The organism is Pseudoalteromonas sp. MMG012, assembly GCF_018100875.1.
Lineage (GTDB): Bacteria > Pseudomonadota > Gammaproteobacteria > Enterobacterales > Alteromonadaceae > Pseudoalteromonas > Pseudoalteromonas aurantia.
The window spans coordinates 1-21,512 of record NZ_JAGJEF010000066.1 but is presented as its reverse complement, the minus strand read 5'-3'; the positions used below and the strand labels follow the sequence as shown (position 1 = coordinate 21,512).

General features: G+C 40.2%; 19 protein-coding genes. 7 read left to right on the top strand and 12 right to left on the bottom strand.

All coding sequences use genetic code 11. From position 1 onward, the window contains the following. Positions 1–38 precede the first annotated feature (38 nt). Together J8L97_RS18015 and J8L97_RS18010 are read right to left on the bottom strand one after the other, a co-directional pair. Positions 39–641, bottom strand: coding sequence for a DNA-binding response regulator (locus tag J8L97_RS18015; protein ID WP_192505928.1), 603 nt, complete (start codon positions 639–641; stop codon positions 39–41). Further along, entirely contained in the window at positions 638–1,741 is a 1,104-nt protein-coding gene (locus J8L97_RS18010; protein WP_211051921.1) for a sensor histidine kinase, read from the bottom strand. Before J8L97_RS18010 ends, J8L97_RS18015 begins: the two co-directional genes overlap by 4 nt. Before the next feature lie 117 nt (positions 1,742–1,858). On the opposite strand from J8L97_RS18010, the gene J8L97_RS18005 reads away from it, so the two are divergent. The 3 genes from J8L97_RS18005 to J8L97_RS17995 all read left to right on the top strand — a co-directional run bounded on the left by J8L97_RS18005 (position 1,859) and on the right by J8L97_RS17995 (position 4,715). Next, positions 1,859–2,722 carry a DMT family transporter gene (locus J8L97_RS18005; RefSeq protein WP_211051919.1) on the top strand — a complete coding sequence of 288 codons (864 nt, stop codon included), beginning with the start codon at positions 1,859–1,861 and terminating at the stop codon, positions 2,720–2,722. Then, positions 2,722–3,426 carry a glycerophosphodiester phosphodiesterase family protein gene (locus J8L97_RS18000; protein WP_211051918.1) on the top strand — a complete coding sequence of 235 codons (705 nt, stop codon included), beginning with the start codon at positions 2,722–2,724 and terminating at the stop codon, positions 3,424–3,426. The genes J8L97_RS18005 and J8L97_RS18000 overlap by 1 nt, the downstream gene beginning before the upstream one ends. A gap of 83 nt (positions 3,427–3,509) precedes the next feature. Continuing rightward, positions 3,510–4,715 (top strand): methyl-accepting chemotaxis protein, encoded by a 1,206-nt coding sequence (locus J8L97_RS17995; protein ID WP_247688722.1) that lies wholly within the window; start codon positions 3,510–3,512, stop codon positions 4,713–4,715. A gap of 14 nt (positions 4,716–4,729) precedes the next feature. Here the strand turns inward: J8L97_RS17995 and epmA are convergent, their stop codons facing one another. After that, entirely contained in the window at positions 4,730–5,704 is a 975-nt protein-coding gene (gene epmA, locus J8L97_RS17990) for an elongation factor P--(R)-beta-lysine ligase (RefSeq protein ID WP_211051916.1), read from the bottom strand. A gap of 70 nt (positions 5,705–5,774) precedes the next feature. Beyond that, a complete protein-coding gene (efp, locus tag J8L97_RS17985; protein ID WP_192505934.1) occupies positions 5,775–6,341 on the bottom strand; it encodes an elongation factor P in 567 nt (188 codons plus the stop codon). 41 nt (positions 6,342–6,382) lie between these two features. Here efp and epmB point away from each other — a divergent pair, with 41 nt between their 5' ends. Then, positions 6,383–7,396, top strand: coding sequence for an EF-P beta-lysylation protein EpmB (gene epmB / locus J8L97_RS17980; RefSeq protein ID WP_211051915.1), 1,014 nt, complete (start codon positions 6,383–6,385; stop codon positions 7,394–7,396). 9 nt (positions 7,397–7,405) lie between these two features. On the opposite strand, the gene J8L97_RS17975 is transcribed toward epmB, so the two are convergent. Beyond that, positions 7,406–7,615, bottom strand: coding sequence for a hypothetical protein (locus J8L97_RS17975; protein WP_210996781.1), 210 nt, complete (start codon positions 7,613–7,615; stop codon positions 7,406–7,408). A 72-nt stretch (positions 7,616–7,687) separates the two neighbouring features. On the opposite strand from J8L97_RS17975, the gene J8L97_RS17970 reads away from it, so the two are divergent. After that, positions 7,688–7,981 (top strand): prephenate dehydrogenase, encoded by a 294-nt coding sequence (locus J8L97_RS17970; RefSeq protein WP_211051914.1) that lies wholly within the window; start codon positions 7,688–7,690, stop codon positions 7,979–7,981. A gap of 176 nt (positions 7,982–8,157) precedes the next feature. After that, on the top strand, positions 8,158–11,325 hold the full coding sequence (locus tag J8L97_RS17965) for an HD domain-containing phosphohydrolase (protein ID WP_211051913.1): 3,168 nt from the start codon (positions 8,158–8,160) through the stop codon (positions 11,323–11,325). A 63-nt stretch (positions 11,326–11,388) separates the two neighbouring features. Here the strand turns inward: J8L97_RS17965 and J8L97_RS17960 are convergent, their stop codons facing one another. The 6 genes from J8L97_RS17960 to J8L97_RS17935 form a co-directional block, all read right to left on the bottom strand. Continuing rightward, positions 11,389–11,877: a DUF3016 domain-containing protein gene (locus tag J8L97_RS17960; RefSeq protein WP_192505939.1), complete on the bottom strand. Its 489-nt coding sequence runs from the start codon at positions 11,875–11,877 to the stop codon at positions 11,389–11,391. A 405-nt stretch (positions 11,878–12,282) separates the two neighbouring features. Next, positions 12,283–12,435 carry a hypothetical protein gene (locus J8L97_RS17955; protein ID WP_211051912.1) on the bottom strand — a complete coding sequence of 51 codons (153 nt, stop codon included), beginning with the start codon at positions 12,433–12,435 and terminating at the stop codon, positions 12,283–12,285. Positions 12,436–12,561: 126 nt separating this feature from the next. Then, positions 12,562–15,633 (bottom strand): efflux RND transporter permease subunit, encoded by a 3,072-nt coding sequence (locus J8L97_RS17950; RefSeq protein WP_211051911.1) that lies wholly within the window; start codon positions 15,631–15,633, stop codon positions 12,562–12,564. Continuing rightward, a complete protein-coding gene (locus tag J8L97_RS17945) occupies positions 15,633–16,703 on the bottom strand; it encodes an efflux RND transporter periplasmic adaptor subunit (protein WP_211051910.1) in 1,071 nt (356 codons plus the stop codon). Before J8L97_RS17945 ends, J8L97_RS17950 begins: the two co-directional genes overlap by 1 nt. Before the next feature lie 9 nt (positions 16,704–16,712). Continuing rightward, on the bottom strand, positions 16,713–17,414 hold the full coding sequence (locus J8L97_RS17940; RefSeq protein WP_211051909.1) for a DUF3313 family protein: 702 nt from the start codon (positions 17,412–17,414) through the stop codon (positions 16,713–16,715). Positions 17,415–17,707: 293 nt separating this feature from the next. Further along, positions 17,708–17,872 carry a hypothetical protein gene (locus J8L97_RS17935; RefSeq protein WP_247688721.1) on the bottom strand — a complete coding sequence of 55 codons (165 nt, stop codon included), beginning with the start codon at positions 17,870–17,872 and terminating at the stop codon, positions 17,708–17,710. Between the two features lie 576 nt (positions 17,873–18,448). On the opposite strand from J8L97_RS17935, the gene J8L97_RS17930 reads away from it, so the two are divergent. Beyond that, positions 18,449–20,632, top strand: a complete 2,184-nt coding sequence (locus J8L97_RS17930; RefSeq protein WP_211051908.1) for a winged helix-turn-helix domain-containing protein — start codon at positions 18,449–18,451, stop codon at positions 20,630–20,632. A 131-nt stretch (positions 20,633–20,763) separates the two neighbouring features. Here the strand turns inward: J8L97_RS17930 and J8L97_RS17925 are convergent, their stop codons facing one another. Then, on the bottom strand, positions 20,764–20,970 hold the full coding sequence (locus tag J8L97_RS17925; protein ID WP_119859938.1) for a hypothetical protein: 207 nt from the start codon (positions 20,968–20,970) through the stop codon (positions 20,764–20,766). Positions 20,971–21,512: the final 542 nt, after the last annotated feature.

Here is a 21,512-nt window from a genome sequence, read left to right as displayed (position 1 = left end):
TCCCAAAACCAAACCGTACAAATTAGCAACAACTTTCCCTATAACCAACCTTTTTGCTGCGCTATTCGAGCAGCATCAATGCGATTCGTTGCATTGAGTTTAGCGATCGCGTCTGATAAATAGTTTCTGACTGTGCCTTCACTCAAAAACAACGTATTGGCTATTTCTGCTGTTTTATACCCTTCGCTTGCCAAACGTAATGCTTTTCTTTCTTTACTTGATAACGGATCTTTTTCATCCAAAGCGGTGAGTGCCAATTCAGGATCTATGACCCTCTGGCCGCATATGACTTTTTTTAAAGTGCTAATTAAATACTCACTTGGCGCTTCTTTTAACACAAATCCTCTTGCACCACTGTCCATGGACCTTCGAATATAGCCAGAACGAGAAAAGGTCGTCATAATGACCGTATGACACTGCTCTTCCTTTTTTTGAATATACTCTAGTAATTCTAACCCTGTCATATTTGGCATTTCAATATCGGTTAATACAATATCAGGAGTCACAACAGATAAATGCTTGATAGCTTCGAGCCCATCAGCCGCTTCTGCAACTACTTCAATATCACGATCTAAGCTCAGCAATGCACTGATCGCTCCGCGTACAAGAGCTTGATCTTCAACTACCATCACTCTAATCATGCCACAGCTCCTGAAAACTCTACCTTCACAGTGAACCCTTGTTCAATATTAATGTCCACAATAGCCCCGGCTTGTTGTGCTCGTTCAATTAACCCGGAAAGCCCATTCCCGTGGGTGAAAGATTCAACTTTACCATCATCACTTATGCATAGTTGCACTGTGTTTTGCTGAGTTAATTTTAAATTTACTTCTCTTGCATTACTATGGCGCAGTATGTTTGTCACCAATTCTTTGGCGATAAAGCATAAAGCACTCTCCTGCTCTGCCCCCATAGTTACCGACTCCACTTGCTGAACCACGTTAAATTGTGCCTCTTTCAAACGCTGCTCTAGCAAATTCAACTGCGCGTATAAACCAACTTGCTTTAATCCAGATACCGCTTCTCGTACATCACTGAGTAGCGCACGCGCCAAAGTCGCTACTTGTTGAGATTCATCGCTGGCTTTTTCTTGCAACCCCGCATGGCACAACTTACTTGCTAACTCAGCTTTAAGTGCAATGCTAGATAAAGAATGGCCTAACGTGTCATGTAAATCTCGCGCGATCCTTTCCCGTTCTGCAATCGCTGCCAATTGCTCTAATTTTTGCTGATTTTTTTGGTGTAATAGTCGATGGACGCGCTCCCGATGCTCCATTAATCCAAAACTAAATAAACCAACAGCAATGAGAGCCGAAGGTGCCCAAAAATAAAATGGCTCAGTGGTTATTAAAAACTCACTACTGAAAAAAATAAAGAGAAATAGCACCCCCAACATCAAGAAATTATACGGACGCCGGTAATTAAAACCACACAGCGGCGCTATATAACCAAACAAAGTGCTCGTTCCTGATGTAACAAGCGTGCCACAACTCGTCAGTAGCAACATCAGTATAAGAATGGGCGTAACCTTAGTTCCTGGTGTATGTAGACCTGCACAATATAGGGCAACAAAACCTATATATATAAGCAATTGCGCAAGTAAATTTTGCCAACCTATCTCACTCCACTGGCCTATTATTGGTAAAAAGTAAAACAATGAAAATATCAACGGGCCAAGATTACGAAAAAACTTACTCGGATCTGCAAGTGTCATTTTATCTACAGGGAGGACAGGTTCCATAACCCAACTTTTTATTAAGATTCAAAGAGTCAGTAACATATCAAAAATAACATAAAACGTTTAGTGACAATGGTCACCTAGTTCGTAATAATCTAAACAAAAATAGACAGACTGGTTATGCGCCCAGAACAAACATCCCTACTTTATTTGCACACAGCAGTACTTTTATTTGGTGGTACGGCATTATTTTCAAAATTAATTAACCTATCCGCACTCGATATCACTGTATACCGAACCGCTGTTGCTTTTATAGCCCTCACAGCCTTATTAATCGTACAACGTAAACGCATTAAGCTTGAAAACAACCAGGATTATCTCGTCGCCATCTTGTTGGGTGTAGTTGTTGGCCTGCATTGGCTCACCTATTTTGCAGGTATGCAAATGGCGGGAATAACCATTGGCATTATTGCCTTTTTTACCTACCCTGTAATCACCGTCTTTTTAGAACCCCTGTTTACCAAGAAACAAATTCTGAAAAAAGATATTGTGTGTGCCATTGTCGTATTAAGTGGTATTTACCTGCTCGTACCAGAAGCCAGTTTAGGGAACCAGATTACATTAGGTATCGTAACAGGCGTCAGTTCAGGCGCACTATTTTCACTGCGGAACTTACTACAAAAACGCTATTTTTCTCATTATGGTGGCCCACAAACTATGCTATATCAAACGCTGGTCGCCAGCGTCATGTTATGCGCTTTTGTGAGTGTGCCCCCAGTCGAACTCGAACAAATCGACTTATATTTAGTTTTATTAGCGGGCGTAGTCTTTACGGCACTACCGCACGCTCTTTTTTCTAGTAGTTTACGCCATTTGTCTGCAACAACCGCTGGGTTGATTTCTTGTTTACAGCCCTTGTATGCAACGCTTTTGGCCTTTATTCTATTACTAGAAACTCCCAGTGTTGCAACTTTAATTGGTGGCTTACTTGTTGTTAGCACTGCTTTTTTTGAAACTTGGTCTGTTACAAGGAAAAAAGTATAATGCATATTTTTGCTCATCGCGGTGCCAGTGGCAATTACCCAGAAAATACTCTATGTGCAATTGAGGCTGCTTTACAAGCCAATGTTGATGGTATCGAATTAGATGTACAAAGTTGCCAAGATAATTACGCCGTTATTCATGACACTTGGTTAGATAGAACCACTTCAGGTCAGGGGAAGGTGAATACAACTTCGCTCGAAACAATTCAATCATATGACGCAGGTATGGGTGAAGCAGTCCCAAGTTTACAGCAAGTACTCAGCACCATAAGCACCAGAACAATTATCAATTTAGAACTCAAACATACCTTTGAGCTAAACAAATTTGTATCATGCATTGAGCGTAACATTAGCGATGGCACATTAACACGTTCCCAACTTCTCATATCCTCCTTTGACCATCATCAATTATTGTGGTTAAAGCGGCAGCTGCCTTGGGTTAAAATTGGAGCACTGACAGCTTCAATCCCATTACAGTATGCACAATTTGCTCAACAGTTAAATGCCTATAGTATTCATATTGATAAAAACTTTATTAATCATGAGTTTGTTCACGATGCAAAACAAAGAGGTCTAAAAGTCTATGTGTATACTGTCGATAAGCAACAAGATATCGAAGATATGCTCCATCTCGGTGTCGACGGTATTTTCAGTAATTATCCTTGTTATGCGAAAATGATTTTAGCGCGTTCAATGAATAAATAATCCACACTGTTCTATAATAAAAGAAAATGGCACAGTGAAGAGCCTAAAATGAGCCTAAAATGAGTCTATATATGAGTATATATATGAGTATATATAATCAAATCGAACAATCTTTTTTCTTTACTTTATCTCGCAAGATATTTGGCAACCTCAGTTTCGTCTTTTCTTTTCAGATCCTCACTTTGTTTTGGTTGTACCATGAAATCAATGATAATGACCAAGCATTAAACTGGTTTTGGATAATGGCATTTGGTGCTGTTGTGGGCTTTATTTTCACCTTATTCTATATGCGGTTTTTAATCGTTCGTCCTGTACGAGCCATGCGAGACACACTTCAACAAATAAACCGTCAAGAGGGTAACCTCAATGCAAAATTACCGCACTTTACCTATGATGAATTTAGAGAGCTGAGCGAGCAATACAATACCTTCACCCATAACTTGAGCCAATTACTTGCCACTACATACGAAAGTGCTCAAACCGCAGCGAGCAGTAATCAAGATGTCACACATTCAATGGAACACACTGCCAAATTTGGTGCCCAACAAATACAGAACAGTGACTCCATTATTGCTGCCAGCGATCAGGTGACCCATAGCCTACAAAGTATTGTTGGAAATACAGATCAGGTTTATCAGGCGAATACTGAAAGTTTAAAATTCGTAAAAACATCGTCAAATTCACTGGCCGCACTGGTCGGTGAAGTAAAGCAAATTACCACGTTACTCGGTAAATTTTCTACAACGGTCTCAGGGTTAAAAGAAAATAGTGAGAACATTCGTAGCATTTTAAAAATGGTTGAAGAGTTTTCAGATCAGACTAATTTATTAGCCCTAAATGCTGCTATTGAAGCAGCGCGTGCCGGCGAAGCTGGACGAGGGTTTGCCGTAGTTGCCGACGAAGTGAGAACATTATCAGTTAAAGTAAATGAAGCGACTCGGCAAATTAGTGACTTCATCAATCAAATGAATACTCTAGTAGGGGAAACAAACCAAGAGTCGGAGCAACTGATCAACCACTCTCAGGGAGCTGAGCAAGCGATCAGTAAAACGTCTCAAGGCTTTACTGATATGAGCCGTGAATTTGAACGGAATCAGGCACAATTAGAAGATATTGTTAGTGCGGTACACCAACTGGAAGCAACACAAAATCGCACTCATCACACCGTGCAGAAAATTGTTGAGCTAGGCCAACAATCAAAGGCACAAATAGATGATGCAGTCACGCAGTGCCAACAAGCACAATTACGTACTGAAGCAACGCAAAATGAATTAGAACGCTTTGTATAGCATTTGATATCGCGCTAAGCACGCGCTATATCAAATGCGATGACTTCTTTAATTGATGCTTTCTTCGTTGCCAGCATGACTAACCTATCAATACCCAATGCCACCCCAGAGCATCGCGGTAGTCCATGTGTTAATGCTGCCAAAAAGCGTTTATCAATATCAACAGGTGTTAACCCCATTTCATTTCTTAATTTATTGTCTTGTTCAAAACGGGCCGTTTGCTCTGTTGCATCCGTAAGTTCATTAAAACCATTCGCCAGTTCCATTCCCTGATAGTAAAGTTCAAAACGCCCGGCGACCCTAGGATCCTTAGTACATAACTGCGCCAATGCGGCTTGCGACGCAGGAAAGTGATACACAAAGCAAGGAGCTATTTGACCTATATTGGGCTCTATCTCCATGCAAAACAGTAGCTGTAATAGAGTATCTAAATTCGTTTCGGTATCAGCTATATCAGCATAACCATACTTTACTGCTATCGATTTCAACTCATCTAAGTTCACCGATAATGGGTCTATACCTATAATATCCAAAAACACTTGTTGGTAAGAAATCGACGTACATGGCTGACAATTAAGAATGTGTATCATCAGATCATTGATCTCTGCCATCAAAGCAAACTCGTCGAAGTCTGGGCGATACCACTCCAACATCGTAAACTCAGGATTATGGTGTTTACCCGACTCCTCATTGCGAAATGCTTTGCCTATTTGATAAATAGCTCCACTGCCTGCGGCAAGCAACCGTTTCATAGCAAACTCAGGAGATGTTTGTAAATACAGAGGTAATCCGGTGCTATTTCCCGGCCCAACAAACTCCGTGGTAAAAGTCGCCAAATGAACATCGGTTACGCTGGCAGCACACAAGCTTGGCGTTTCAACCTCCATCACGGATCGTACGTTAAAAAACGCACGAATTTTTCCGAGTATTTTGGCTCGTTCCTGCAGTGTTTGAATTTCACAACTCGGGGCCCACATATTATCAGACATGGTGTTTCCTTTATTTACGTGCATAAAAAATCCCAGCCAAAGCTAGGATTTTTATCATTAATATCGTGTATTACTTAACACGACCTTGATATTCATTAGTACGCGTATCAACTTTAATGACTTCACCAATTTGCACAAACAAAGGCACTCGTACTACGGCACCTGTAGAAAGTGTCGCTGGCTTGCCACCCGTTCCGGCAGTGTCACCTTTTAGACCTGGGTCTGTTTCTGTAATTTCTAGTTCAACAAAATTGGGGGGAGTGACTGCAATTGGGCTGCCATTCCACAATGTAATGGTACATACATCATTTTCTACGAGCCACTTTACATTCTCACCAACGGCTTTTTCATCCGCAGCAATTTGTTCAAATGTGTCGTTGTTCATGAAGTGCCAAAACTCACCATCTGTATATAGATAAGCTAATTCTGTATCCATCACATCAGCACCTTCCACTGAATCACCAGATTTAAAGGTTTTTTCTAATACCTTACCAGAGATCAATTTACGGATCTTAACACGGTTAAACGCCTGACCTTTGCCTGGTTTAACCATTTCATTTTCTAAGATGGCACATGGTTCACCATCTAACATAATTTTTAAGCCGCCCTTGAACTCGTTGGTGCTATAATTCGCCATCGTATCCTCTAACTGTCTTTTTCGAGTAAGTAAACTTGCTAATGATACAAACAAATGAAGTAAATTTGCAGAGCAACTGGCAAAAAGAATTGGCAAATGTGGTCACAAACCCTAAATCACTAGTAAAAATGCTGGGTTTAGAGGCGCATTTTAATGCAAATGACTTGGAAGCTAGGTCCTTATTTCCAGTTCGAGTGCCTTTACCCTTTATCAAAAAGATGCGCTATGGTGATCCTAGTGATCCCCTATTGCTACAAGTGATGCCTCTACATAAGGAGTTTTTAACCAAAGCTGGTTTTAATAAAGATCCTTTAGAGGAGCAACAAAGTGCCCAACCAGGATTGTTGCACAAGTATCGCTCTCGTCTTTTACTGATGTTAAAAACGGGTTGTGCTGTAAATTGTCGCTATTGTTTCAGACGGCATTTCCCTTACCAAGAGAATCAGCTCAATAAGCGAACCCTGCTCGACTGCATTGATTACCTCAAAGCACACCCGGAAATAAATGAAGTGATTCTCAGTGGTGGTGATCCGCTTATGGCGAAAGATGACACAATTGATTGGCTATTAAATGAGCTGGAACAACTTCCCCAATTAAAACGCATCCGAATTCACAGTCGGTTACCCGTGGTAATACCGAGTCGAATAACATCTCAGCTTTGTACACGCCTCACTGCTAGCCCCTTAAAAGTGATCTTCGTTAACCATATTAATCACGCGAATGAAATTGACGATGACTTTATCGACGCGATGACAATGCTCAAAGCCGCAAACGTCACTTTATTAAACCAAGCTGTATTACTAAAAGGTATAAATGACTCAAGTGACATACAAGTCACATTAAGTGAACGATTATTTGAAGCGCATATTTTACCGTACTATCTACATGTATTAGATAAAGTTGAAGGTGCCAGCCATTTTGATATTGAGCAAGCCCATGCGCGAGAGATAATGGCGAGTATGCTCGAAGAATTACCCGGATTTCTAATGCCTAAGCTTGTGAGAGAAATCGGTGGCAAAACAAGTAAGACACCGATTGATTTACAGCTACAGTAACTTCATCGTTTACACATATGTATTAATGTTATTACCCAACGTTGCTGTGGTTGATTTTGCGGGGCTTTGTGCGCTAGCACTTGACCCTGCGGCTTCAATCAAAGCAAGGGCAGCTTTACCATCTGCTTGCTGTTGCTTTTTGGCCATAGAAGCGCTGTAAACTTCGCCACTAGGACCTGCTCCAGACATCGCAGGAAGGTTATTTCCAGAAATATTCATTGGCATATACCTGACTTTTTAAGTGAATCCACGTAGACTATCGGCCGTTTAAGCAACAACTTTAGGAAAAATATGCACGCTGTTATTGAAAAACTCAATGAAAATTTAAAAGTGGTTTATCGTCAAGCACTTGATGCAGACAAAAAATTAGATGAGTTGCATCAGCAAGGTCACGGTAAATTTAAAGCTTTATTCACTGAAGAAGCCGGCTTTACTTTTGAAGCGAAGCGATTTAAGCCTTATGTGTTAGATGTTGCCGCCGATGTTGAAGCATTAAGTCATGACGAAGAGCTTGATCAACACAAGCTCACCCTTGCGGTCACTAAATTACAAAACTTATTAAAGCTGCTTGCTACGTTTAAATAATCATTGTTAGTCGCTTAATACCGTAAAAGGCCGCTAGGCCTTTTTCATCTTCCTTCCCAGTTACGCAAAACCCCGCTAAAAAGATTCCGTTAACAACTTCAAGTGTTTATTGGTAATCATTAAATATCCATCTAAGCTATGTAAGGTATATCAATTTATATTTTCGCGGAAGGACTATGCAACGTCGTAAGCATTGGCGCTTCTCTGTACGGATCACGGTCGTCACATTATTTGCCGTGGTCTGTAGCATTGTTGCCGCCCTCACAGTTACACTTCAGTACTACAACAGTATTGCCCAGTTAGAGCAGCAAACCGTTCAGCAGTTTGATCTACTTGCCACGAGCGCAAAGCAAACAATTCATCAAAATGATTTAGCGGCAAGTAGAATGGTTGATATGTTGGCACTCACACCCAATATAGAACGGCTAAATGACTCACAAAAATTACGCCTTCTCACAGAACTCATCGCGACTAACCCTGCAGTGAAGGGTATCTACTTTGCAAACGACAGTGGGAGCTTTTTCGAGGTCATTAATCTCAAAAATAAAACCCTAAAACAAAGTTATCGGGCCTTAGAAAACGATGCCTGGGTGATCATGTACATTGATGGGCTACGTAGTCCAAATCAGCGTAAGCTGTCATTTTTTAATACCGAATTCGAATTGAGCTCAACACGTATTGAGCCAACAAACTATAACCCCACTAAACGCCCTTGGTATATTAATGCTAAAAACGTAAGTCAGCGAAGCACGCCTTATTTATTTCAATATACCCAAATACCTGGTGTTACTTACTTTAGAAAGTTGCTCAACCAAAACGGTGTTATTGGCCTTGATATTCCTCTTCATGCTTTAGCTGGTAGCTTAGAGCGCCAAGTCAAAGGGTTTGCTGGTGAAGCCTATTTGATAAAACCACAAGGGGACATCATCGCCACTAATCGATTAAATAATAAAGCGCAAATGACGCCCATGCCCCCGATGCAACTCACTCACCAGCAAAAAGAGATTATCGCACGCCATTCGCCATTAACCCTCTCTAATGAAACGGATTGGTTCCCAGTTGATTATGCCTTTACGGGCGAACCAAACGGCTATGCGGTAGAAGTTATGAGACAAGTTGCTGCATTACTGCAGCTAGATGTTAAATTTATCAACGGTTATAGCTGGCCTGAATTCGTTCATCGCTTTAAACAAGGCAATATCCACGCTTTAAACGCCACTTTTGATAATCCAGAAAACCAGCAACTCGGTATAGTGAGTAACCCTTATGGTAATCTAAAATTTGCTTTAATTTGGCCCAACAACGCTATGGATATTACTTCTATTGCACAGCTAGGCGGCAAAACATTGGCAGTTGTTGAAGGTTGGTCCGTTATTCAACCGATTAAAGATGCTTACCCTACCATAGAGATACTTGAAGTTAACACGATCATCGATGTAGTTAACGCAGTGCTAAATGGTCAAGCGGATGTCGGTATTGAAAGTGATATAATCGTACGTAACTTACTCAATGAATATGCGCTTAGCGGCCTCAAGGTCAGTAATGCATTTTCATTTGCTCAGGCAAATGTGAAATCTTCCATTCACTTACTACTTTCACACAACAAAGCAGAATTGATGCCACTCATTAATTTAGCGATTGCTCATCTCAGTCCTGACTATTTAGCTCGACTCGATGAAAAGTGGCTGAATGAAGAAGCGAATAGTCATGAAATTGGTCGAATTGTACCTTATTTATCTTATATCAATACGATGCAAAGCACGCAATTTGGCGCATTGCACCATTTTATCCATCAAGGTAAGAAGAAATTAATCTATGTTGATATGCTTAAAAGTGCGATGTCATCAGAGCAATTGATTGTTTTTGTTATCGATCAACAAACTTTATTTGCACCAGTCTATCATAGTGTCACCACCAGCAGCCTCATTACTCTGCTCGTTGTTACTATGTTATTACCACTGACTTGGTTGTGTGCATCGCCCATTGTTAAACCCATTACTGAGTTACTTGAAATGACTCACTTTATTCGAGCTCATGACTATTCTCAGGTTAAAGTGATCCCCAGTAAAGTCATCGAAGTAACGAGACTCTCATTGGCAATGAAGCGTATGGCTGATGAACTCAAACGTCATGAATACGCGCAGCGTAATTTAATTGATTCTATCATTAAGTTGATAGCGCAAGCTATTGACGAAAAATCACGATATACCGCTGGACATTGTAAACGAGTGCCTGAATTAGGTGAAATGTTGGCCCAAGCTGCGTGTGATAGCCATGCTAAACCCTTTAAGCACTTCTCTTTTAATAATGCGCAACAATGGAGAGAATTTAAAACTGCAGCTTGGCTACATGACTGTGGAAAAATAACCACGCCTGAGCATATCGTAGATAAAGGATCAAAACTTGAATGTATTTATAATCGTATTCATGAAATTAGAATGCGCTTTGAGGTGCTATATCGCGATGCAGAAATAAAATACCTTACCTTATCAGCAAAAGACCCTGAACATTCCATTAACTATGCACACCAAAAAGCACAAACACAACAACAGCTATTTGACGACTTCGCTTTTATCGCGAACGCCAATATTGGCAGTGAGTTTATGTGTGACGCTGACAAGGCAAAAATACACACATTGGCCGCACAAACTTGGGTGCGTCATTTTGATGATAGTCTGGGTCTAGCACCATTAGAAGCGCTTCGCTATCAACGTTCCCCCCCCTCAGAACTCCCTGCGGTAGAGTCATTATTAGCAAATAAGAACATACATATCGTCGAACGACTTGAACCTTATCAGTGTGCTGAACATTTTAATATTAAAATGTCGGTTCCTGATAACCTGGCCAATAGAGGGGAAATATATAATCTGTGTATATCTCGGGGTACACTAACTGCTGAAGATAGGTTTAAAATCAATGAACATATTATAAGCACCATAAAAATACTCGATAGCGTACCATTTCCTCCTGAATTGGCCAATGTGCCACGTATCGCTTCAACGCATCATGAAACAATGCGAGGCGATGGTTACCCTAGGCAACTGTCCGCAGAGGATCTCTCTATACCCGAGCGAATCTTAGCCTTAGCTGACATCTTTGAAGCACTAACAGCGGCAGATAGACCATACAAAAAAGCCAAGCCTCTAAGCGTGGCACTGAAAATACTGCATACCATGGCTATCCAGCGACATATTGATATTGATGTATTTGAGTTGTTTATTACCAGTGGAGTGTATCTAGATTACGCACGTCAATTCTTACCGCCAGAACAAATTGACGATGTCGACATTAATGCACTACTGACGATTAACGAGCACGACCAAAAAAGCGCTCGCTTCAATTAGCCCCACAAAATGCAAAAGTGATAGAGACTCAGCTCTATCACTTTCAAAAAACACGTGTACATCTCAGGATTGTTGGATATATGATTCAATATCCTCTTTAAACCATTCTGTTATTAATCGTTTATCAAAGTACAATACTTCGTCTCGACCAATACGAACTCTGTCCATGAAACCCATATCTTTAATCACTTTGGATTCAGCTTGAGTAAGCACCTCACCCGCTTTATTGGTTAACTTGTAAGTTAACTTCATACGAGGAAAATGAATCGACTTTATAACCCGGATATCATGCATGTTAAAACGTACATCGCCTGCAAGGTCGATATCTTCAAATGTCATATTTAATTTATACCCTTGCGGTAAGCGCGTGACAAGCTTATTTACATGCTTATCTAGTTGCCTTTGCACACGTTTATGGAATGCACCTTTTGTTTCATTTGCCGGTCTGACATCTCTATAGTCATTGAAATCTAACCACTTTATTGACACTTCACCCGCACTTACAAAAAGTGGAAAACAAGTCATTAATATCACTAAACATAGTTTGTTCATCTCTTTCTCCTATTAAGCTAACACAGTCAGTTTGCCCAAATTTTACTGAACGAAAACTTAACTTTTTGTGCTTTTACTTAGCTTTACTTGCGTTTACATTTTCATCGTATGTGTAAACGCAAATATTACCCTACCATAAAATAGACAGCGTAAAGTTTAAAAAGTATTCACTCGTCACACATTTAAATATTCCAATAAATTACCGCCTGTATTAGGGGCTGTAGATCTTTGCTATTCTATTTTTGTTCTCTTTGAGCATGCTTTTATCGCGGCGCTTAATATGTGGCCTAGTAATCTAAGCGAATATTAAGCAACAAAGAGAAAGGGGTGCTCAAAAGAACCGGTAGGCAGCGCTTGATTGGCTTTTCTACTATGTTATCGGCTGACTCACATGGAATAACCATGCTACGCAGCCTCTGCCTTGTATAAAATCCAATCAAACTGCTGCAAAAATGAATCTGAAAGATCAACAGCCCCGAGTGAATGACAGAGCATCACCGTCACACCATCAACTAAATCTAGCGCACAACAACATGTAACTAAATGACGAAACCACACTAAATAGCTAATACCTTTTTTTAATAAGAGTCATTACAATAAGTTAAATATGAAGTATGAGCACTGATACATAAAAAATGAGCGCTTTGCGCTCATTCTTTTATTAAAATTACATCAAGAATGCAATCAGTACCCCGGCTTATGAGGTAGCCTGAAAAACAGTGCGTACAATACGGGGATAACACCAAGCGTCAATAGTGTTGAAAACAATAGCCCCCCCATAATACTCAATGCCATCGGCTCCCACATTTCTCCTCCACCTAAATAAAGAGGAACCAGACCTAATACCGTTGTGGCAGTCGTCAATAAAATAGGCCTCATACGCGCCTGTGCTGCATTAACGATGGCCTCTATGGGTGAATCTGGTAACTCATCCAATTCAATCTTAATCCGCTCTAACAACACAATCGCGTTATTAATAACGATACCAGCGAGAGAAATAACCCCTAACAATGTCATAAAGCCAAAGAAAGATTGGCCAATCAACAACCCTGCAACAACGCCTATGAACCCAAGTGGTATGGTGGCTAACACCATTGCCGATTTGCGAAGTGAATTAAATTGACCGATTAGCAATATAACAATAATTAGAACTGCAATTGGTAGCTTATCTGCGATGGATTGATTTGCTTTCCCCGATGACTCAGCTTCACCACCTAGCGCATAATCATAGCCAAACGGCCACTGTTGCTTTTGCTCATCTAGCCAAGGAGTAATTGCAGCAAACCCTTCGCTTGCCGTGATCCCTTCAACTTGTGCACCTACGACCACTGACTTTAATCTATCACGACGGAATATCTGCGCGTTTTCCCATACCACATGAATATCGGCAACTTGCTTAAGCGGAACCGAGTTTCCAGATGACTGTGAATAAACAACCATCGCCTCAAGCTTGCTAATATCTTGTCTATCTGCTGCAATTGAGCGCAAAGTAACGGGAATGATATCATCCCCTTCTCGATACTGCGTTAGCTCTAAACCACTTAAGCCGGTTTGCAGTGATGTCGCAATATCTTTACTTGATACACCCGCTCTGCGTGCTCTTGTTTGATTAATATCAATCTGTAGTTTTTTTATCGGCATCCCCCAGTCATCGCTAATTGACTTCAAACCAGGTGTTTGTCGCATTTTATCTTTTAACTGGGCAACAATTTGCATTACTTCCGCGGTATCACTACCAGACACTCTAAATTCAACAGGGTTTGCGATAGGCGCGCCATTTTCAATTTTCCGCTGCTTCAGTAATAAATCAGGGTGACGTGCTAGCGCATAGCCTTCAATGTTCGCCATCATTTCATCGATGATTTTATAAGAAGTCACTGACACTATCATCAGAGCGTAATTTGAACTTGTTGACTCTGGTGTGTGTGTTAACAAAAAACGAGGACCACCATTACCGATATAACTTACCCATTTAGTAACACCTACTGGTTGCTTTTCATTCACTTGCAGTTGCGATTGTAAATAACCTTCCATATCAGAAACCAATGCTTCAGTCGTCTGCAACCGTGTACCTACAGGCAATTCCAGCTCAACTTTGAAGTAAGCGCGATCTGAGGGAGGGAAAAAAACATTTGGAATTAATTTCAACCCTTGAATGGCCAACAATAGCATGCCAATGCAAACGGCAACTGTTAGCCACCTAAACTTCAGTAGCGTATATAAAATACGCCTGTAGCTACTATAAATCCCCCCCGCATATGGGTTAACATCTTGTTTAACATTCACTTTGGTAAAATAGACACACAGCATCGGGATCATCGTCATCGCCAATAAGCAAGAGCACAGTAAAGTGATCGTCACAACTTTAAAGAGTGAGGCTGTATATTCACCCGTTGATGATTCAGCGAGAAAGATTGGCAAGAATGCCGCACCGGTAGTCAGTGAAGAAACCAACAAAGGGACTTTTAATTCGTTGGCAGAATCCACAGCAGCATCTATGGCTCGCTTGCCTTTTTCCATTTGAACCATGATATTTTCTGACATAACAATGCCATTATCTACCAACATTCCCAGCGCGATGATCAATGCAGCCAACGATATTTGATCAATCGAGATATCAAAGAACGACATCACTAATATGCCAAATACCATACTCATGGGGATCAAGCTAGCAACAATCAAACCAGTACGAAAACCTAAGCTAAACAACATAACTAAGGTCACAACTAAAATAGCTTGAAATAGATTAGAGGCAAAATCATTGACTTTTTGTTCCACTTCTTGTGGCAGGAAAGACAACAGCTTAAACTCAACACCTATTGGGTAAACCCCCTCTAAATAGCGTATACTTTCAAGAACTTGTTCACCTAACGCTAGATTGTTTCCACCTGCCCGCATTGAGATAGCCAATGTGAGTCCAGAGTCTGTTCCTACCCGTACTTTGCTTTTTGCCGGATCAACATAATCTCGGTACACCTTAGCGATATCAGCCAAAGAAATAACTTGATCACTGCCTGGAATATTTATAATCGTTTGTGCGATATCTTCTATAGACTCAAAATTACCACTTGGTTCAAGAGCTAACGTTTCATCATCAATATACAGTGACCCACCTGGGTTAACGATATTTCTCGCCGACAATTGGTCTTTTAACTGATTTGCCGATAACCCGAGGGCCGCCAACCTAGTATTTTCAAACTCTATAAATACACGCTGCTCTTGCGTACCGTAAATATCAACCTTTGCCGCCTCTGGTAGGCGTAAAAAAGCATCTCTGACTTGCTCAGCCACTTCCTCCATTTCTCGATAACTGTATCCTTCCGCCGTTAAACCTATCACGATGCCAAAGACGTCCCCAAACTCATCATTTACGATAGGTGTTTGCGCTCCATTGGGTAAATCTCCTTCAATACTTTGAATTTTTCGTCGTAGGTTATCCCAAATAGGCCGCATATCCTTGTAGCTTTCTTTGATATTCACACTAACAATTGACACACCCGTTTTTGACGTACTGGTAATAAAGTCTAACTCGGGGATTTGTTGCGCCACCTTTTCAATTTGATCAGTGACCAGCTCTTCAACACGCTGTGGACTCGCACCTGGAAATTGCGTAACCACTTGTGCAGTACGAATGATGAAACCTGGGTCATAATCTTTTGGCATGTTATTAAAAGCCGATAAGCCAAATAGTAACAATGCGGCAAAAATAACCCACGCAGTTCGGTTATTCTCTAATGCTAAACGCGTTATATTCACTATACACCCTCACTGAATTTTACAATTTGCCCTTGCGTTACTTTACTCATACCTGCAGTAACTACATGCACACCTTCCGTCAAACCGGAAATTACCGTAAATCCAAATGGTGTAATATCACCAACATTTATAGGTGTTTTAACTACTTTTCCTTTACCTTGCTCAACACGTGTTACTGTCCAAACAAAGTTACCGCTGCTATCTTTTAATACCGTTTTAATTGGCACATAAATTTTGTTTTTCTGACCTTTTCGTACACTGGCCATGACTCGAGCTGTCATGCCTGGGAGCACGTTATAGCCTGCTGGAGGAAGCATACTCAATGTCACCTCATAGGTTTTAGTCACATCATCGGCTTGTGTACTTACTTCAACAAAACTCAACGGAAACTGTTTCCCAGGTATCGCAGCAAACTCAGCAAATATTTGTGCTGGCGTTTCTTTTGATACTCTCACCATCATACTTTCTGGCACATTAATTTTTAGGTTAATACGCTCAATATCCTGTAACGTTGCGATTGTTTGCTTCGCCTGGACCTCTTCAAATTTTTCTATATGTGTTCGTGCCACCACCCCACTAAACGAGGCATGCAACATCGTATAGTCCAAATTATTATTCGCTGTTGCCAGCTTACTTTTTGCACTGGCAAACTGTGCTTTTAGCTGATCATAATCCGCTTGAGAAATAGTACCCGAAGTTATGAGTTGCTTTGCCCGCCCAAAATCAGCTTCAGCTTTATCAAATGCTGCTTGAGCTTCATCTAAGGCTAATTTATAGTTGGTATCGTCCAACTGAGCAATCACGTCGCCTTTTTGAACCTCCTCACCTTGTTTGAACAATAAAGAGATAACTTCTCCCGCGACTTTAAAAGATAAGTCAGCCGTATTTGCCGCATCCACCACTGCTGGAAACTCTTGCAGAGGACCATCATGATGAACAGCCACAGTCATCACTCGCACAGGTCTAAGTACCGGTTCGTCACTCTGTTGGGTCACTTGCTCACTGCATGCGCTGACCATTGCTAATAAAATGCCGGAAAACAACACGTGTTTAGTTCGTTTATAATTCATATTGGGCTCCTAGTTTTGCGCCATTTTATTTTTTGTCATACTGCTAACAAAGTTGTTAACCCAAATATCCAATACAGCTTTCACCGCTTGGACATTTTCTTCGCCATTCGCTTTAATGACCGCTTCAAGTTGCTTGCTGGCCGTCATCATAAATACAGGTTCAATTTGCTCAGCAATATAGAAAGCTGACTCTAAAGATACTGAAGTAACCACTTCGGTTTGCTCTGTCGCAGCTAAGTACGCGCTTTTACCAGCGTTGTAAACAAGCTTAACGGGAACAAAATCTCGCACATCTAACGATGTTTCTTGAAAATCAATATTCGTAAAGGCACCTTTTACAACCAATGTATTCTCGCTAAGTACCGACGGTTTAACGGTAACGACTTGGTAATATGGTGACAGCTTCTTTTGCAACTGAGATTGCATATAATGACTTAACTTAATTATATGAGATTGATTAATCGATAAAAATTCTGCGTTATCATTCGCGTTTAGCCACACTTCAAACTTCGGCAAGTAGATGGTTTTGATTTGCTGCATTCGCGCTTTATTCAGTTGAGGCGAACGGTACATTAATACATCAGGGTATTCTTCATTTGGTTTAAGTAATTGATAATCTTCTAAGAACCCCGTTTGTGTGTGTTGCACTGAACTACATGCACTAACCAACAAGCCAAAAAGAATGATACATATCATACGAATGAGAGGCATATAAAAACTCCATTTAGAACACTTAATAACAATTGCACTATAAAAACATCAATTAGCTTATCCATACATGACGTAAATGTACGTATTTGCAAATAAATGTAACCTAGTCGATTAAATTGTAAGTATAGAGATAAGGTAGAAAAAAGAGACAAGAAGTCTATGAGTGTATTTAGTATGGGTTGAGTATGTACTGCAAATTGATCCCCAGTGTGATCGTGTGTTTACCTTCGAGTATTACCACTTTTATTACCAAAAAGCAGCTCTATTGAGCTGCCCAAACCTTAGTAAATGAATTAACAGATACCTGTAATATTACACATTTGATCAGGCCCTGATGCCGAAAAGCAATCAGCTGAACAAGCTTGTGATTCAACTGGACAGCGATAAGATTGGTAACTGCTACCACCGGCTATATTCGGTGTCATATGATCTGCAATTGCAGTGCTATCTTTGGTCAAGGTTTTTAATTGCGTTTTTTTAGTTTGATATTCATTTGTTATTCCTTTTATTTTTCCTTGGATATAAATATTTTCATATCCCCCAATTCAAAATTACAGATAAAAGGAACAAAAAACAACAAAAAACATACAACTAGTACAAATAAACACCTAGCCGTCACATCCTCTATCAGCTAGCCACTTATCATACCCCTCTTTTTTATTATCAATACCCTAACATCGCAACCAAACTGATCATATCAATATGAATTGTATTACCCCTTTTCTTTCCAGTTTGCTTTAACCTGCAATGATAATTTATTAATGCTAACCTTTTGAATATAGAGTGTGGGACTACACCCCTTAATATTCAGAATGTTAGATTGCTTTTAAATGATACGTAATGGTGTCGTACCAACAAACTAAATCGGTATTACGTCAACGCTTAGTGTTAGCATGACACCATAACACCAAATAAAATTGCATTAATATCAAATTGTTGCAATCTTTAACTTGGTAGTAATTGCAAGTATGCTAAAGTGTTTCTTCGTTAAATGTACCTTTTAATTATTCATTTTCTTTCTTAATAGAGGCTATATGGCAGAGCAATATTGGATTGGTGACTTCTTTATTGACGTTTCTAGAAATCAAATTACCAAAAGTATGCAACCTCAAGTCATTGCACCCAAAGCATTAGCTGTTTTGACCTACTTAGCTGAGAATCAAGGCCAAGTTGTCAGCCATGACGCACTATTAAGCGCAGTTTGGCAAGATACCATTGTATCCACTAACACACTCCAAAGAAGTATCGCACAATTGAGAAAAGCATTAGGGGATGATGGTAAAGGTCAGGCTTATATTAAAACCCATGCCAAACAAGGATACAGTTTAGAATGTGAAGTAAAGTGGCATAAAGATGCTCAACCCACAACATGGCAGGTAAGTAACCCAAGTCCCATACAAGACAATCACACTGATGCCGCATTAGTGAATAAATCACCCATTACTGATGTCGAATGCATGCACACAGTGCATGACGAACCAAGTGAACATAGTCATGATCCACACCCTTTATCACGCTTGAAGCGCATTTCTCTACCACTTATGCTTTGCATCATCATGCTCATGACTATCGGATACTTCTCGTATACTGCTCAGCAACACCCAACACTCTCTTTTTCTGAGCTGCGCGCATTAACCGCCACCGATAATAAAGAAAGCGCAGGTATTTATTCACCGGATGGCCAATACATTGTTTTTCATCGTTATTCACAAGCTTACTGCGTTAACAATATTTGGGCTAAAAATATCGAAACACAACAAGAGTTTCGGTTAACCAAAAACGTAGATACATTTGGTAGCCATAGTTTTTCCCATGATGGTAAAACATTGGCTTTTATTCAAACAATTGACTGCAGCAAACCTATCACTCAAAAAAAATGCTATAAGCTTATGAGTTTGGATTTTCACGAAGCCATTAAGTCTGCTCAATCGCCCCGTCAAATGATGGAATGCAATAACTCAGAAATAAGAACGCCAAGATGGCTAAATAATAATGCCATCGCCTTATTACAAAAAACGTCAGATCGTTGGAAGTTAATTAACTATTCCGTCAGTGACAATACCACTGAAGTTATCTATGAACTCACAAGTGGAAACATAATCTATTATGATTACTCTGTAGCTGACGACCTCTTTGCAGTCACCACGGTGCATGAGGATGGTCATTACTATATAAAAATCTTAGCCTCTGATGGACATCTTATTTCCAGTCATCGCATTAAAAAGCCACCTGGCATAAAAAGCTTTAGATTTATTACCCCGAACTTCTCCCCGCTTAAAGAACAACTCGTTTTTAGTACGGGTAAGCAATTGTTTACCTTGAGCTATGATGGTGAAGTACGTCAAGTAAGCTTACCTTTGGATGAACCGATGGGCACGCCCATATTCCATCCGAATGGGGAGCGTATGTTAGTCATTAAAGGATACTACGACAGTGATATCGCCACAAAATCACTGTCTCCAATAGCACAAGAAAACGATCCGTCCATTATTGAACGCTCCAACGTCGGAGAAGCAAATGCTGTGCAACAGCCTCATGGTGAATTGATAGCCTACCGTTCTGAACGCTCTGGTGAAGATCAAATTTGGTTAACTGATGGCAACCACTCAAGACAACTCAGTCGGTTCCCTATGGACACCTATATTTATGGTATTGATTGGTCAGCCGATGGCCAGAGCCTGTTGGTTAATGCCAATAATACCTTAGTAAAAGTCGAGCTTAATTCAGAACATCACCCTTATGTCTTCTCTTTTCAAGTACGGCAGCTTTTTCAGTGGGACAGCGATGCGCATAAGGCTTTAGCGCTCGTAAGAGTAAAAGGTATCATAGAGTTTGCAGAGCTTAATTTAACCGACTCGACAATGCGGATCCTCACCGATAAACCTGTTTATTGGGCTGTAAAGAGTGACAATGGTACACTTGTCTATCTAGACCATATGGAGCGATTTTGGCGCTCTGGACCTATTGAAGATACAATCATTGACGCCCTGAATAATCAAGGTAGCGATACTTATCGCTTTGTAATACAAAACAATACGCTTTATGGCGTTAACGATGATCTACAATTGTGGTCGTACTCGCTTGCAGAAAACCAGTTTAAACACATTGGAGAATTACCTAAAACCTTAGATTATTTAACCGATATCAATCAAACCCAGCTTTTTATGACTTTGAGAATTTCAGCAAAAAAAGAAGTGGCTGAACTCCTTTTAAAATAATGGAGCCGTCGTATAAGGCGATACGCTTGAATGTAAAAAAGCCCAAGCAAAAGCTTAGGCTCTTTTATATGTAGTAATACATAAAATAACTGACTAAAAGACAACTGTCTCTGAGCCTATTCACGATAAACTTACCAGTTTATCTCTACATAATATGATTCATTTGATAACCAGATGCTTACCCGCTCTACATTGGCCGCAAATAAAGTCAGGGCTTGTTTCAATTTTTTTTCTTCAACCTCATGACTATTAAATACCACACTCACACTTGAAAGTTCTTGCTCACTACTCACTTTCATCGCGTTTGAGATACGATTAGTAATTTCATCAATCTGCATATCACATTCTCATCAGTAAACTGTACTTTATAATTGCTGCCCTCAAGAACCCATTATAGGCACAATTCAAGTCCAGCGACACTAAGTTACTAAGTTCATTACTACCGATTTTTTCATTTTTAGCAATAAAGTTAATATTTTACCTTTTTGGGATAGCGCTTCCAAAGCCATCATTCTTATTTTCTGAATGTATTTTCTCGCCTGCATCATAGTGTTTTTTTAATCGATGTGCACTTAAAAATACGCATAAGGCCCATGTCCTTCATTTTCTGCTTTTCTTTTTTTACCCTATTCACCAAGCCTTTCATTTTGTTTGATCATTCTTTAATGGCCTTTTCTAAGCTGCAAATCAAGGTGCCACAAAATACTAAAACTGGCCATAAGTAGGGCTAATTAAGATACAGCCAAACATATCGCGAAATGACTGTTGCCTATTAGTTGGCGGTTTATTATTTTACTAAACTGCTCGCATATTTCATCATCTAAGTCGTTCAATAAACAGCGCCCTCCCTATTAACTCCAAAGTTCAAGCTCTCTCTATT

Bases quoted from the DNA above. Each gene is read 5' to 3' on its own strand.
- J8L97_RS17975 (WP_210996781.1), bottom strand. From the start codon at position 7,615: ATGAATATTTCTGGAAATAACCTTCCTGCGATGTCTGGAGCAGGTCCT.
- J8L97_RS17965 (WP_211051913.1), top strand. From the start codon at position 8,158: ATGCAACGTCGTAAGCATTGGCGCTTCTCTGTACGGATCACGGTCGTC.
- epmB (WP_211051915.1), top strand. From the start codon at position 6,383: ATGATACAAACAAATGAAGTAAATTTGCAGAGCAACTGGCAAAAAGAA.
- epmA (WP_211051916.1), bottom strand. From the start codon at position 5,704: ATGTCTGATAATATGTGGGCCCCGAGTTGTGAAATTCAAACACTGCAG.
- J8L97_RS17940 (WP_211051909.1), bottom strand. From the start codon at position 17,414: ATGCCTCTCATTCGTATGATATGTATCATTCTTTTTGGCTTGTTGGTT.
- J8L97_RS17970 (WP_211051914.1), top strand. From the start codon at position 7,688: ATGCACGCTGTTATTGAAAAACTCAATGAAAATTTAAAAGTGGTTTAT.
- J8L97_RS17945 (WP_211051910.1), bottom strand. From the start codon at position 16,703: ATGAATTATAAACGAACTAAACACGTGTTGTTTTCCGGCATTTTATTA.
- J8L97_RS18010 (WP_211051921.1), bottom strand. From the start codon at position 1,741: ATGGAACCTGTCCTCCCTGTAGATAAAATGACACTTGCAGATCCGAGT.
- J8L97_RS18005 (WP_211051919.1), top strand. From the start codon at position 1,859: ATGCGCCCAGAACAAACATCCCTACTTTATTTGCACACAGCAGTACTT.
- efp (WP_192505934.1), bottom strand. From the start codon at position 6,341: ATGGCGAATTATAGCACCAACGAGTTCAAGGGCGGCTTAAAAATTATG.
- J8L97_RS18000 (WP_211051918.1), top strand. From the start codon at position 2,722: ATGCATATTTTTGCTCATCGCGGTGCCAGTGGCAATTACCCAGAAAAT.
- J8L97_RS17925 (WP_119859938.1), bottom strand. From the start codon at position 20,970: ATGCAGATTGATGAAATTACTAATCGTATCTCAAACGCGATGAAAGTG.
- J8L97_RS17930 (WP_211051908.1), top strand. From the start codon at position 18,449: ATGGCAGAGCAATATTGGATTGGTGACTTCTTTATTGACGTTTCTAGA.
- J8L97_RS18015 (WP_192505928.1), bottom strand. From the start codon at position 641: ATGATTAGAGTGATGGTAGTTGAAGATCAAGCTCTTGTACGCGGAGCG.
- J8L97_RS17960 (WP_192505939.1), bottom strand. From the start codon at position 11,877: ATGAACAAACTATGTTTAGTGATATTAATGACTTGTTTTCCACTTTTT.
- J8L97_RS17995 (WP_247688722.1), top strand. From the start codon at position 3,510: ATGAGTATATATAATCAAATCGAACAATCTTTTTTCTTTACTTTATCT.